Here is a 15833-nt window from a genome sequence, read left to right as displayed (position 1 = left end):
CAATAATATTTTTTTACAGTTTGAACATGAAAAAAATGCGATCGCTCTATTGAGCGGAGGAAATGCTCCCGTGTAGGGACGGCGGCTTTTGAGTAAGAAGCTTCTTACCCAAAACGCGCCTTAGCATATTCCACTCCGCTGTTGAGAATCAAGCACTATAATAATGAACCAACTTTACTATTAAATAAAACTATCAGAATTAATTCCTGTTAAAGTAGCCAGTTCTTGATCGCCAGAACTTATTAAAGTATTACCTTCTTCTATGGAGTCGCCAACAGCAAAGGCTAAGAATTGAGTTTTTTGACTATCATTAAAATTATTATCGCTGGCAACAATAAGAGACTGCCTTCCGTCAGGCAAAGTTTCGCCAAAAGATACAGCTTCACTATTATCTAGCTCAATTCCTAAATCGCCAAAATCTAACAACAACTCTTTATCTACGGGTTCAATATCTGCACCACTAAGACTATCGGTTTTGCTAACATCAGTAGCATCGCCAAGATTGACTTCATAGAGTCGGATGTTATTACCTACTCCCTCGGCAAATGAACGTTCTAAAGCCAGAAACTTACCATATTCTTCTGTAGCCTGTAATTCTACTAAACCATTATCGGCAAAGCCATCAGCAGGATCGGCAGGTACGGGAATAGGATCGGTTTCATAAACAAATTCGCCGACAACTTTTTCTGTGGCTAAGTCATACTGAGTGATTCTAACTGGACTACCAGATTCAATTGAAGCTGGTTCGCCATCTTGAAATAAAGCATTTTCGGTAGCTGTAAACAGAGATTTTCCATCGGGGGTAGTGGTAAGACTTTCAAAGGCTTCATTATTTCTGATACCGCTACTTTGATCGACTGTTGGTAAGAATTTATCGGGGATATCTAACTCATTAAATATTTGTCCGTCTGGGGTGAACTTGCCGATAAAGGGATCGACTAAATTATCAGCATCTCCTTCAGAAGAGATAAATAATGTTCCATCTTTGGCTAAAGTGATGCCTTCTGGATCGAGACTAGAAGGAGAAAAAGGTGATTCTCCTACATTGAGTAGGGTTGTTACTCCTGTAAAATCTACATCCCCATCATCCAAGCTGCCGTCACTTAGATCTATGGATACATCATAGTAACGAGCATCATTAATAGTACTGCGATCGTCGGCAAGGGCATAATAGGTAGAGTTGGCTGCATCATAAGTTAAACCAGAAATTCCCCCAACTTCTGTATCCTCAAACATCGTACCAGTGGCAAAACTAGCTTCACCGAGAAATTCGATTTCTTCAGAAGTATTTACTTCAGGTTTGGGAATATCGATTTGATATACGCTAACCGTACCGCTGACTTCATTGGATACGGTTAATAATGGTGAACCATTAGGACTATCTTCTGCGGAGATAAACTGTAAGCCCTCAGGGGCAAGATCTAAAGCGTCTCCTGTCTTTTTATCGATGGGGTTAATGTATTGAATAAACTCAGCATTAGCAGGATCGCTAATGTCATACACTGCTACACCACCAACTCTTTCTAAACCGACAAAAGCGTAGTTTTTACTATCTATCTCGCCGATTACTACCCCTTCAGCTTCAACTCCCTTATTATCACTACGGCTATCAAAAGAATCTACTGTACCGTCGGAGTTAAATATTTCGGGGACTTGTTCGGCAGTGATTTGTGCCAGTTGGTCGCCACTATCGAAAACTAAGTTTCCCTGGGCATCACGAATACTAAAAGAACGTCCACCGTAGGACACTAATTGGTCATAGTCACCATCACCATCAAGATCCCCATCAATGTTAGAGACTTCTAAACGTCCGATTTCAGTATCAGTTTGTAATGTTGCCTTAGGAAAAGCTGTAGGGTCTAGTTTTAAATCTTCGACTCGTTCGTCTTCACTTCTGGCATCACCTTCATTAGCCGTGACATAATAGGTTGCGCCATCTACTTCATAGGCTGCGATCGCATCTGGCTGATACAGTCCATATACAGGTTCTTGGCGAATATTAATTCCATCTTCATCACTTGGATCTAAACCATTTGACCCGCTAAATTCAATTAGCCCTAAGACGGTTTGGGTAGGATCGGGGTTGAAAGGGACTGAACCATCCCCAGGTATTTCTTCGTCTAACAAACCAAAGTCGTTATCGTTGATTACGGCGAAAGATCCATCATCTAACAATGCTAATCCTTCAGGCTTGTCTCCTGCGGTGTAGCCAATAGAAGGTAAATTTAATACCTCAGTTTTATTGACAGGCTGGATGTCCATTGCTGCCAACTCGTCAGGAGTCATACTTTCTAAGGCCGTATCTTCTCCCGTAGCAGTAGCTAAATCTGTACCAAGGATATTAGTCGCGCCTGTTAAATCTACCTCAAAGATAAACTTTTTTGAGTCGGCATCTGTACCAGAATCCCGTTCGATAACGTAAAATTTACCGTCCCCTGCATATACTGCATCCCCAATTTTATCTACTTCTTCCGAACCTTCAAGGAAGTAAACATATTCCCCTACTGGTTCTCCTGTAGTAGGGTCTACTTCTAAGATTCTTAATGCCTGAGAATTGCGGGAATTAAAATCACTCTTTTCGCCTGCTGCTTCTGCTTTTGAGTCACTTACATCAGGATTATCCAGGGGACTTTGAATAAAAGCATACAGATTACCGTTGTCAGTATTTAACGCCATGCCTTCAAAACCACGATTACTGCGACGTTGGGCATATACTGCGGGTAGGGTTTCTGTCCCAAATGAACCCTTTGGATGTCCCACAGATTCGGCAGTACCTTGAGGAATAAGGCGATCGATTAATACTCCTTTGGCATCAAAATGATAAATAGCAGGACGATATTCATCCGACAGCCAAAAACTACCGTCAGGCGCGACGATAACTGATTCTAGATCTGCGCCAAAAGGATCGTTGGCTAGGAGATTTCCATTAAGGTCGATGGGTTCTTCATCTGTATATGCCGTACCTGGTTCACCAGCCTGAAGATTGGGTAAGCCAGTAATGGGAGTATGTCCGTCTTTTCTAGTTAATTCTATTTCATCAGCGATCGCGATTTCCCCAGAGTCGCGATCGAGAGTAAAGCGAACTAGCTTCGCCTGATAATCTGGTAGCGGGAATGGTCTTTCTTTTACGCCATCGCCATCAAGATCTGTCGGTTCGCCATTAGGGCCGCGATCGGGTGTGGCGATAAACTTTAACTTACCATCTTTAGTTTCTCCTTCATAAAATAGACCAGACATACCACCCAAAAGTATCTCTTGTCCTGCGGGAGTCTTACCTAATACTTCCTCGCTGAGATCCCAAGTGTAGTTAGTTAGTTCTGGTAAACCGCGACTAAAATCTTTCAAACCCAGAGGTTGAATATCGCTTACCTCTCCCGTCTCTAAATCGACTACGGCGATCGCATTGTTTTCTTGAAGCGTGACAAAAGCCTGACTACCATCGGGACTTACAGCAATATATTCTGGTTCAACATCGTTGGCAAAGTTTGACTCTGGGAAAATTCTAACTCCTCTGCCTCTTAATTCCTCTTCCTGTCCGTTATAAGCCGTAAAGTCAGCAGTAGTTGCAGTAGCATTTTCTACCCCACCTGAAATGTCGATAATGCTAACCGAACCTTCTGGATTATCAGTTGGATCGTCTTCGTTTGGTTCGCCTTCGTTAGCGACTAGAACCTTTGTCCCATCAGGAGTAAAAGTAACCATATCGGGTAATGCCCCTACAGTCACTTGATTTAAGGCTTTACCGTCCGTATCAAAAAAGACAATGCTACCAAGATCTTGTGCTGATTCCCCTTCAATAGCTGCGGCAACTGTACCGTCTTTTATGGCAATACTGTTAATACCACCGCCAAACTCTTCAATGGCGATCGCCTTGGTAAAGGTAGGATTGGTCGGATCGCTAACATCTAAAATATCAATTGTACTGTTTGCGCCATTAATTACAAATAACTGTTGACTTTGAGGATCGTAAGCCGTAATTTCGGCTGCCCCTTCATCAAAAATGCCTGAATCGTAGCGACTAATTTGTTTTAATTCAATAGAATTATTCATGTAAATTTGAGATAGAAAAGTTATTAAATAATTGATAATCAGTAGTTAACAATTAGTAACTACATTCTGATCTTAATAAGTCAGTCCACGCTTGATAATCTCACCAATAAGTAAAAATAAATTAAATTAATGGTTAAGAATAGATTATAAGTAGCTTTAAAAAGAATAAATATTAACTTGGTAAGTCTAAAACGCAGTAATAACTCTGAACAAATCTTGTTAGAATTAAATAACCCTGAAAAATAAACCGATAGAACACGGTAATTAGAAATTTCAAATTTTTGATACTTTGAAAAATTGAACGAGGGTGGATATGCGCCTTCGCTCAATCGAGTTGTTGAAATAAAGGCGATTGCTAAACTCTTATACAATATTAAGTAATTTAAACTCTAATCGTATTAGCTAAGTTTTAATTAGGAAAAAGCGATCGCTTTACTATAAAAAGTCTATTTATTTATTGAATCTGTTGGTAAAGAAAAATCAACTTCTTGATAGACTTCTTCAATCTTTCCAGAAAAATCTACGCTAGTTAATTCAAAGTTTATCTTATCTAGCTCATAAAATTGCAATAGCCATAAACCATCATCTGTACGACGGAAACATTCAATCCTGGCTTTTTTTGTATTAATTAAAACGTATTCCTGTAGACTGGGCAAAGACTGATAGTCAGCAAATTTATCACCGCGATCAAAAGCTTCTGTTGAATCTGACAACACTTCAATAACTAGAAGGGGAAACTCTTTATAAATAGTATTTTCTCGATCTTTTGTTTCGCAAGTCACCATTACGTCAGGGTAGAAAAAACGGTTTTTCGCCTCGATCCTTACTTTCATATCCGATATATATACCCGACACCCCGATCCTCTAAGGTGATTGCGTAATAATATAGCCATATTCAAGGCAATAGTTACATGAGTGTCAGTTGCACCAGCCATAGCAAATATTTCACCGTCGAAATACTCGTGCTTAATATCGCTAGCTGTTTCTAGTTGCAGATATTCTTCGGTTGTTAGATAGGAATTTTGTGGAGAAGCTACCATGAGATTTTCTGGTGTTTATTTGCCATGTTCTAATTCTAGAATATTGACCGATAGAAAAGCGATCGCAATTTCTGTTATGAATAGGTTTATTCAGACCTCTCCTCGTCTGTTAAATTAGTCGCTAATTTTTCGGTAATCAAGCATTTAACTCCTTAAGCGCTTTTACTAAATAGCATATATTTAAGAAGTATTCACCTAAGTCAGAATTAAAAAATATTAGCAAAAAATAAATTTTTAATTTAAATGTTTATTTAAGTAGGTAAGCGTCAATAACTGCAAAACCTAAAAAACTAAAATTTAACTATATTAATTATTACTTGCTTATAATAGCTTTAACTATGGATATAGAAGCAGTAATAGCCTTGGTAGATCGAGAAGTTTATCATCGTACCCAAAAGCATCTAAATGATCTACAGCAGGCTATTGTTACTCAAGTTTGGCAACGCCAGAAATATCTGGAAATTGCGGACGAATACGGCTGTACAGAAGGACACGTAAAGGATACGGGTTCGCTACTTTGGAAATTGTTATCGGCAGCCTGGGATAAAAAGGTAACTAAAAATAATTTTCGCAGCTTGATTAAAAGACAACTTCAGTCTTTAAATAATACAGACAAGAAAAATATCGAAAACTTGGCTGTGGCTATTGACCAGATTAATGGCGATTCTAGCTTTATTGGTAGACAAAAAGCGATCGCCACTCTCCAAAATTTAGTCAAGCAAAATCACAAAATTATTGTACTACAAGGGGAAGGAGGAATAGGCAAAACCACGTTAGCGCAACAGTTTTTAGCTAATCAAGGTTTTGAGTTGATTTTAGAAGTCTTGATGGCAAAAGAGACAGCCAATATTATTTCGGTAGATAGTGTGGTGGAAGAATGGTTGCAGCGAGATTTGCATCAAGAATCGGGCAAAGAATTTGGCGTTACCCTAGCCAGATTTAAACGATATTTAGAACAGCACACGGTAGGAATTTTAATTGACAATCTAGAACCTGCTTTAGATAGGCACGGCAAACTTATTGACGCTCATCGCGACTATATTGAGCTACTGAGAATCTTAGCCGATACTAAAGTACGTTCAGTGACTATAATAACTAGTCGCGATCGCCTGTGCGAAGCAGAAATTAACCTAGAACACTATCGTTTATCAGGATTAGATTTAGCTGCTTGGCAACAATATTTTACGGCACATCACATTGAAACGAACAATCAAGCAATTGCTCAGATTCATCAAACCTATGGTGGCAATGCCAAGGTAATGGGCATCCTGTGTGGCATTGTTCGAGAAGATTATGATGGGGATTTAGAGCAATATTGGCAGGAAAATAGTCACGATCCTTTAGTTGAGACAGATTTAAAAAATTTAGTTGTCAGCCAATTTAATCGTCTGCAAGATTTGGATGCCCAGGCTTATTTGCTGCTTTGCCGTTTAGGTTGTTATCGCTATCAAGATTTAGCCAAAATCACTTTACCAGGATTACTTTGTCTGTTGTGGGATGTAACTAAGCAGCAAAGAGTAATCAAATCTCTGCGTAATCGTTCTTTGTTAGAATTTGCTCAGGGTGAATACTGGCTACATCCAATGGTACAGGCTGAAGCAAAATCGAGGTTGCAGCTATCTCAACCAGAATGGCAACAAACCCATTGTCAGATTGCGATGTTTCTGACGGAGAGTATTACCCGAATCAATAATATTCAAGATGGCTTAACTGCTTTAGAAGCATACTATCACTACACGGCAACTGAAGATTATGCCAGTGCAGCTAAAGTTATTCTTTATAGTCGAGAAAACCAATGGGGACAATTTCTAACTTTAGGCACAACTCTTAATCGCCTGGGTATCATTCAACCGCTCTTAAATGCTATTAACCAAATTATAGACAGGGTGAAAAACGATCGCCATCGTAGCGAACTAAATAATATTTTAGGAGATTTATACTGGACTACGGGAAAAGTGCATCAGGCAATTTCTCATCAGCAAGAGACTATTGCCACCAGCCAACACTGTCTGCAATCAATTGCTGTGACTTTAGCCAATAAACACGACCTATATTACTGGCGGATGCTGGAGGTCGATTCTCTCTTAAGTCTAGGACTGTATCATATCGACCTTTGGGAACTAACTACCGCAGCAGGTTTATTTCAACAGGCGATCGCTCTGGCTAACAATACCAAGCATCATTCTTGGTCAGAAAAGGCAGCTTTAGGATTAGCATTGGTAAATTCTTATTTGGGAACTACCGATGAACCCAATCATCTTGTGCGCAAGCTTTATCGATTAATTGTAGATTTAGAAGATCGAACCTACAATACAGGACGCTTTGCTTATTTTATGCAAATTCTCGGACAAATACTTTTTAATCATCAAGAACTAAAGCCAGCTAAAATAATGTGGCAAAAAGCGATCGCCTTTTCTCAATCGAGCCACTATACTCAAATAAAAGCCAAATCTTTAATCGGTTTAGGCTGTATCGAACGCCAAGCGGGTAACTTCAGCCTCGCTCATAACTATCATCAGCAGTCTATAGAATTACTCGATCAAATTACCGCTAAATGCGACCTTGCAGAAGCCTATGTTCAATGGGGTATTACCTTAAAAAGCGATCGGCACGGCAAAAGCCAGAAGTGTTTTGAAGATGCAATCGATCTTTATCAGCAAATTCAAGCTCCCAAACAGGTTGAGAGAGTGAGTTTAATTATAGAACTAAAAAAAAACAACTTTTGAACTACTTCCTCAATATTCCCAATAATGGGGGACTTTAAGTTATCTTAGATGCACGATTTACAGATAAGCTGCACTTTAGGAAATCGCATTTATGTTGGATGGGAAGGTCGCGTTTTCTCTTCGGGAAGATAAGCGAGGGTGCAAAATCAGATCTGTAATCAGCAACGCCAGTTTTATCTATAGCCGATAGCCATGTCTGAACAAGAAATTGAATCTAATAATCCCTCAGACTTTACAAAAGCAGACCAACTCAACTTAGAAATTGACAATAAAGCTCAACGCAGAATCTTAGAGTTGGAACACGAACTACAGCAGACTTGCGAAAATCTTCAGGCATTAGTAGAAGAATTAGAAACCATTAACGAAGAACAAGAAGCTTTTAATGAGATATTGACTATCTCTAATGAAGAACTGCACACCGTTAATCTAGAATATAAGTCCAAGATTTTAGAACTAACTCAAGTAAATAACGATATTGATAACCTGCTCAAAAGTACGGATATTGGGGTAATTTTTCTAGATAAAGAGCTAAAGATTCGCAAGTTTACTCCTGCGGCTACCAAGGCGATCGCTTTACGCAACACAGATATAGAGCGTCCTTTAAAAGAACTTACTTATAAGATTGAATGTCCTAATTTGACTGAGTTATTAGAAGAGGTAATTAAAACCAAACAAGCCATAAAATTAGAAGTTAGGCTTAAGCACAGCAATTCCTATCTCTTAATGCGCATTAACCTCTATCAAACAGAGAAACGCCAAAACGATGGCATTGTCATTAGCTTTATTCAAATTGACGATCTCAAGCAAGTTCAGCTACAGTTGAACCAAACATTAAAAGAAAAAAATCGTCAGTTAACGGCATTGGAAACCGCCAGCGATGGCATTGCAGTACTCAATGATGATAAATTTATTTATCTCAATCAGGCTCACGCAGAAATTTTTGGCTATGCTAAACCAGAATTAATTGGTAAATCTTGGTGCCTTCTCTACGAACCTGAAGAACTAGCTCGATTTGACCAAGAAATATTTCCGATTCTGATGGAACAAGGGAAATGGCGTGGGGAAGTTCTAGCTAGACATCGCGACGGTCATACTTTTTGTGCAGAACTAACTTTTACTCTCCAAGCTAATTTAATTTATGTTTGTCGAGATGTTAGCGAAATTAAACAAGCTCGACAACAAATACTCCAAGCAAATAGTGATTTAGAACAGCGGGTAAATGAACGTACTCAAACTCTTGCAGATTTTAGTGACAAACTTAGGCAGATACATCTGATAGCGACAAATCATTATGAAGATATAGAAGATTTATTTGCCGAATATATATCTACAGGGTGTAATATATTCGAGCTTTCCACTGGTATTGTCAGTCAAATTGAAGACCAGATCTACAAAGTTGTAGCAGTACAGTCCCCAATGGAAGAAGTGTACGCTGGATTTGAGACTCTTTGCCAACATACTTTTTGCGCAGAAGTAATAGAAAAGCAGCAAACAGTTGCTTATTTCAATGTGGACGAGATACCTCAGATGCAAAATCATCCTTTATATCTCAATTTTCAGTTGAAATCTTTTATCGGTACACCAATCTTTGTGAACGGGATGCTATACGGAACGTTAAATTTCGTTTCTGTTTCTCCTCCTAGTAAAGATTTTGAGCCTTACAAACGAGAAATAATTGAGTTGATGGCTAGAGATATTGGACAATCTATTGCTACCATGCAAACAAAAAAAGCCCTTGAAAAGAGCGAAAATCGCTGTCGTAATACATTTGAGCAAGCAACCGTAGGTATAACGCACATCTCCTTAGAAGGAAGATTTCTTTGGGTTAATCGAAAACTATGCGATATTTTAGGCTATACCAGTCAAGAACTAATGAAACTTAGATTTCAAGACATTACTTATCCTGAAGATTTAGCCTTGGATAAAAAATACGTTCCTCAAATTATAGCTGGGATACTCGATAGCTGCACCTATGAAAAACGTTATATTTGTGCTGATGGTTCAGTCATTTGGGCTAATCTGACTTTTAGTCTAGCTATATTAGCCCAAGGAGAGTCAGCCCATTTTATCGCTATAGTTGAAGATATCAGCGATCGCAAACAAACGGAACTAGCACTAGCCCAAAGTCGCGAGCAGCTAGAGCAAGCAAGCCAAGCCAAAGATGATTTTATCGCCCGCATTAGTCATGAATTACGCACTCCTTTAAATAGCATTCTTGGCTTTAGCGGTGTTTTACAAGATGAACTTAGGCTCGATCCTCAAAAGCTCCATTCAGTTAATATTATTCATCAGTCAGGTCAACATTTACTAACCCTAATTAACAACATTCTCGATTTTGCTAAATTAAATGCCCAAAAATCAGCATTAGAACCGCAGATATTTAATTTAATTCAATTTTTAGAGGAAATTGCCAGTATTTTTCAGCTTCGCGCCCAGCAAAAGGGTTTAAGCTTTAAAACGCAAATCTTGCCCTTGCTACCTAAAGCCGTTTGTAGTGATGAGACTAAATTGCGACAGGTTTTATTTAACTTACTTAGCAATGCCGTTAAATTTACCGATGTAGGTAGCGTGATGCTAAAAGTCGGCTATGTCGAAGAATTTGAACCATATACTCCAAACCCTGATAACTCTTATACACGCTTTACAAAAATTCGCTTTCAAGTTGAAGATACAGGAAAAGGCATTCCCGCCGATGAATTGACTGAAATTTTTGCACCATTTAAACAAGGCAAAAGTAGTTCGGATCGAGAAGGAACTGGTCTTGGGTTAACTATTAGTCAAGATATTATTCAACTGATGGGCGGAAAAATCGAACTAACAAGTAAAATCTCTCAGGGAACTACTTTTTGGTTTGATTTAGAACTTCCCTTAGCAGAAACAAGTTTATTACCCACTTTGTCTGGATCTATTTTTCCAACGGGAGGGCAATTGAGTTTTTCAGTCAAAATATTGGTAGTGGATGATGATGATGATAATCGCTTCTTACTAATAACTTACCTAGAGCTTTTCGGCTTCACTTTAGCTGAAGCAAGTAACGGCAAAGAAGGTTTAGAAATTGCCAAAACTTTTCAACCAAACGCTATTTTAGCAGATTTGGCTATGCCTGTAATGGATGGCAAAGATATGATTGCTAAAGTCAAACAAGAGCCTGAGCTAGAAAATACAGTGATTATTACTATTTCGGCTAACGGTCAATCTATACTTGAATCTTCTAACGTTAACTGTCATGCTTTTCTAGCCAAACCAGTAGATCTTGCACAATTGTTAGAATTATTAGACAATTATTTAGAGCTAGATTGGCAAAAAGATTTAGCTCTAAAAACAGATTTGTCTACATTAGTCACTCCTTCTCAACAGAAGTTGAACGAATTACTAAAACTAGCCGATATCGGCGATATGGAGGCTTTAGAATCAAAAATAAATTCTTTAGAATTATCAAACTCTCAGTACCAAGCTTTTGCTCAAGAGATACGACAATTTACTAATAGTTTTCAACAGCAGAAGCTAGAAAGTTTTATCCGCAATTTTATTAATCGCTAGAATTGATTCGGATACAAAAGGATTTCCAAAAAGCTATTATTGGCAATTCACTAGCATAATTCAGTAATTACCCAAGGTCTAAATCTTAAAATCAGTAATAATAACGAGTCGACTAACTAGATAAATTATATTTCTGACAGTTAGTTGATAAATTTAACATTATTATCAGAGCTTACTGAGTGTTTTGACTTAGATCTAATTGTTCAATAAAACTTTTAAAAACAGTAAGCTTGGTGTTTTGACCCATTACTATTAGTACAAAATCAGCTACAAATAATATATGTGATCAAAGTTACATATAGATATTATTAGATGACTAAATTAATAAATCGTAAATCATCCAAGACTATCTTGATTGTTGATGATACTCCAAACAATTTACAACTTTTATTTAAATATTTAAAAGATATTGGCTATAGACTATTGGTAGCTCAAAGTGGAGACAAGGCTATTAAAACTGCTTTACTTGCTCATCCTGACTTGATTTTATTAGACGTGATGATGCCTGAGATTGATGGTTTTGCTACCTGTCGCAATTTAAAAACTCACCCCGAAACTAAAGATATTCCTATTATCTTTATGACTGCCTTAGCAGAAACCAAGTATAAAATACATGGGTTTAAATCAGGTGCAGTAGATTACATAACTAAACCAATCGAGAAAGAAGAATTATTAGCAAGAATAGAAACTCATCTTTCTCTGCAAAGTCTGAATCAACGTTTAGTCAGAGATGTTGCCCAACAAAAATTATTGTTTGAAATTAGCGATCGCATTCGTCAATCTTTAGATTTAAAATCTATATTAAAAACTGCAACTAAAGAGATAAGATCTTTCTTAGATTGTGACTTTGTTTGCTTGGCTCATTTAGATAAAAAAATTGTTTCTTTAGAAGCCTATTCTTCGGCTACAGATATTAAGATCGATCCTCACACAACTATTCCCTGGGATTATCTATGTCCCAACCAAGAAAAATATCGGGATTATCTTATGGGTAAGATTCAAGCTATTGAAAATTGTGGTCATTTTGATGCCAACAAAACATCATTTGTCTTTGAATCTCAAGCCAAATTAATCTCACCTATTTTAATCAATTGTCCTAAGGTTATAGATCGTACTGTTAATAATACTAATGTTTTATGGGGCTGGTTAATTGCCGAACAGCTTGAATGCCGACAATGGCAAGTAGAAGAAATTGAACTGCTCAAAAGATTAACTACTCAGTTAGCTATTGGCATTAAACAAGGACTACTGCACCAGCAACTATCTCTACAGGCCGTTATCGATCCCCTCACCCATATTTACAATCGTCGCTATTTCAATCAACAAATGAATATAGAATGGCGGAGACTACGGCGTGGTTCTGCACCTATGTCACTGATTATATGCGATGTAGACTGTTTCAAAATTTATAACGACACTTACGGTCATCAACAGGGAGATGAATGTCTGCAAAAAGTCGCTCAAGCACTAACTACCGTCTTAAAAAGATCCGCTGATATTTTAGCTCGTTATGGAGGAGAAGAATTCACGGTAATTCTGCCCCAAACACCTAAGTTTGGGGCAATTCAAGTTGCTGAAGCCATGAGAGTTGCCGTCAAAAAATTAAACATTCCTCATCTCAATTCCACCGTCAACTCCATTGTTACCATTAGCGTCGGTGTAGCTAGTACAGTCCCCAACTCACAAGATGCTCCTCGTTTGCTGTTAGAAGCTGCCGATTTAGCTTTATATAAAGCTAAAGGGCGAGGTCGAGACTGCGTTGCTGTTTATCCAGAAGCTATTTCTCATTCAAAAGATCGGCAAGAGCTTGAGCTTCGCTGGGTTCAACGTCTACAGTCAGCTATCAAAAATAATTTGTTTAGTCTCTATGCTCAAGCTATAACTCCCTTGGAAACAAACGACCAAAAACGGTATTTTGAAATTCTCTTGCGTCTTACGGATGAAGATGGACAAATTATTAGCCCCAATGTTTTTTTAGATATTGCCAACCGTAATTTTTTAATGCCTGATATTGATACCTGGGTGATTAATACTTTATTAGAGACGCTGGCAGTTAATAAAGATCCGACACATTGGCAAAATCATCGCTTTGCCGTCAATCTTTCGGGTGCATCTTTAAATCAAGAATCATTTTTAGAATTTCTCTCGCAAAGACTAGCTGATTATCATCTTCCCCCTGACATATTTTGCTTTGAAATTACCGAAACTGTAGCTATTGCTGAACTTAGCAAAGTTGCCAACTTTATTACTTCTCTCAAAAAGTTAGGCTGTAGTTTTGCCTTAGATGACTTTGGTACGGGAATGTCTTCTTTGACTTATTTAAAAAACTTACCTGTAGATTATTTGAAAATAGATGGTTCTTTTATTAGAGAACTAAATAATGATAATTCCTCAAAAGTAATGGTAGAAGCGATTAATCATATAGCAGAGGGAATTGGGTTAAAAACTGTGGCTGAATTTGTGGAAAATCAGCATATTTTAGATACTGTCAGGGACTTGAAAATTGACTATGCACAAGGATTTCACTTAGGTCGTCCAGGGATTTTAATGAGCGTTATTGATTGAGATAATTTTTGGCTTGGCTTTAGGCATTTTGCTCTGTATTAGCTATATTATTGTTTGAAGCTAGTTTGGACATTACCCAGTTAGTAACGCCTTATAGAGTAAACTCAATAAAGTCGTCTTCAGGACAGACTAAAAATTATTTTATATACTAAGCTTTACAAAACGTTACTTCAGGACAAACTAAAAAATAATGCAGTCTATCGCGTGTTTTATATTTGCTTTCATTTTTGGTAGCTTTCTGGAATACTGGGTTCACCGTTTAATGCACATCTGGCCTGTATTTGGCAACAGAATTACCGCTCACTATGGTCATCATCGCAGCAATACAACCAAAGGGTTTTTGGGAGATTTTCTAGATTTTAGTCTGGTAGCCTTATTGGTATTACCAGCTTTTTTTATTTCTCTTTCGTTCGGAACTATTATGGTTTTAGGGACGATAGCTTTTGCAGCATTCGCTTCTTATGCTCATCAGATACAGCACTACAATCCTACTCAATGTTTTTGGATGAAAATGCCTGTCCACTACGTTCATCACCAGAACAATCAATGGGACAGTAACTTCGGGTTGGCTGTAGATTGGTGGGATCATGTTTTTAGAACTTATCAGCCTATAGAATGGCTTGCTAAATATGAATTAAAACTGGCAAATTCAAAACATTTAAGAGTGCGGTGATGATCGTGTCGAGCCAAACTTTAAGCTACAGCACGACGATGATCGATTAAAAAGTCAGGTTTAATCACTCCTTTTTCGGTAATAATCCCCGTGATTAAACTGGCAGGGGTGACATCAAAAGCAGGGTTGTAAAACTCTGCACCTTTGGCACAAATATCAATATCATTAATCTGATATATTTCTTGAGCATCTCTTTCTTCAATCGGAATTTGACTACCGCTAACTAAGTCAAAATCGATTGTCGAAAAGGGTGCAGCAACGTAAAAAGGAACTTGATGAGCCTGGGCTGCGATCGCCAGTGAATAAGTGCCAATCTTATTTGCAGCATCCCCATTGGCAGCAATTCGATCCGCCCCCACTACCACTAGGTCAATCATCTTTTGCTGCATACAGTGAGCAGCCATACTATCAGCAATCACCGTTACAGGGATATGCTCTTGAACACATTCCCAAGCTGTTAATTTTGCTCCCTGGAGGCGGGGGCGAGTTTCGTCGGCATAAACTCTCTCCAGACGTTGTTCTCGCCAAGCAGAGCGAACTACCCCTAAAGCAGTACCATAGCCAGCAGTAGCCAGAGAACCAGCATTACAATGGGTCAAAATTCTTAATTTCCCTAGCGTTTGGGGCAAAACCGTCAAACCATGATCGCCGATCGCCTGACAGGTTGCCAAGTCTTCAGCTTGAATTGTTTGGGCAGTTTCGAGTAGAGTAATTTTTATCTCATCAATAGTGCCAATTTCTTCATAGGCGGTTCTTAACATTCGCGCGATTGCCCAAAACAAATTAACTGCTGTCGGACGAGTCTGGCGTAATAAATCAGCTACTGCTTCTAAATGTTGCAAAAACTTAGCGCGATCGCTTGTCTTAATTTCTCTTGATCCCAAATACATTCCATAAGCTGCTGCAACTCCAATAGCTGGCGCACCTCGCACAATCATAGTTTTAATTGCCTGCGCCATATCAGAGCTACGGCTAATTTCAACCATAGTATATTCCCCTGGCAAACGAGTTTGATCGATTAATAATACTTTATCTTCTGACCACAAGACAGGATAAATATGATTTGCTGCTAGGTTCATAGAAACATTAACTAATTAAATTACATTACACTTACACTGTAAATCTTAGCTGCTTATTATTTCATATTGAACCTCTAAGTGTTTTATTCTACATATCCCATATTATAAGAAAGAAATTAGAAGTCAGAAATTAGAGAATTTGTAAGCGTGATAGGTTCAT

The 15833-nt window shown here is 38.2% G+C and carries 7 protein-coding genes; 4 read left to right on the top strand and 3 right to left on the bottom strand.

The genetic code is table 11. From position 1 onward, the window contains the following. Positions 1–180 precede the first annotated feature (180 nt). Positions 181–4050 (bottom strand): choice-of-anchor I family protein, encoded by a 3870-nt coding sequence (locus tag SLP02_RS15450; protein WP_319421580.1) that lies wholly within the window; start codon positions 4048–4050, stop codon positions 181–183. A gap of 446 nt (positions 4051–4496) precedes the next feature. Further along, positions 4497–5090: a Uma2 family endonuclease gene (locus SLP02_RS15445; protein WP_319421579.1), complete on the bottom strand. Its 594-nt coding sequence runs from the start codon at positions 5088–5090 to the stop codon at positions 4497–4499. A gap of 338 nt (positions 5091–5428) precedes the next feature. Here SLP02_RS15445 and SLP02_RS15440 point away from each other — a divergent pair, with 338 nt between their 5' ends. The 4 genes from SLP02_RS15440 to SLP02_RS15425 all read left to right on the top strand — a co-directional run bounded on the left by SLP02_RS15440 (position 5429) and on the right by SLP02_RS15425 (position 14594). Beyond that, positions 5429–7816 carry an NB-ARC domain-containing protein gene (locus SLP02_RS15440; RefSeq protein ID WP_319421578.1) on the top strand — a complete coding sequence of 796 codons (2388 nt, stop codon included), beginning with the start codon at positions 5429–5431 and terminating at the stop codon, positions 7814–7816. Between the two features lie 192 nt (positions 7817–8008). Further along, entirely contained in the window at positions 8009–11356 is a 3348-nt protein-coding gene (locus SLP02_RS15435; RefSeq protein WP_319421577.1) for a PAS domain S-box protein, read from the top strand. Between the two features lie 312 nt (positions 11357–11668). Further along, positions 11669–13921 carry an EAL domain-containing protein gene (locus SLP02_RS15430; RefSeq protein ID WP_319421576.1) on the top strand — a complete coding sequence of 751 codons (2253 nt, stop codon included), beginning with the start codon at positions 11669–11671 and terminating at the stop codon, positions 13919–13921. 190 nt (positions 13922–14111) lie between these two features. Beyond that, a complete protein-coding gene (locus SLP02_RS15425) occupies positions 14112–14594 on the top strand; it encodes a sterol desaturase family protein (protein WP_319421575.1) in 483 nt (160 codons plus the stop codon). A 20-nt stretch (positions 14595–14614) separates the two neighbouring features. Here the strand turns inward: SLP02_RS15425 and mtnA are convergent, their stop codons facing one another. Further along, complete coding sequence (gene mtnA, locus SLP02_RS15420) at positions 14615–15673, bottom strand: S-methyl-5-thioribose-1-phosphate isomerase (RefSeq protein ID WP_319421574.1); 1059 nt, start codon at positions 15671–15673, stop codon at positions 14615–14617. Positions 15674–15833: the final 160 nt, after the last annotated feature.

The sequence above is a fragment of the Pleurocapsa sp. FMAR1 genome, from assembly GCF_963665995.1.
In the GTDB taxonomy this organism is placed as follows: domain Bacteria; phylum Cyanobacteriota; class Cyanobacteriia; order Cyanobacteriales; family Xenococcaceae; genus Waterburya.
Note: the sequence above shows the minus strand (reverse complement) of the source record. Positions and strands in the feature narration are given on the sequence as shown.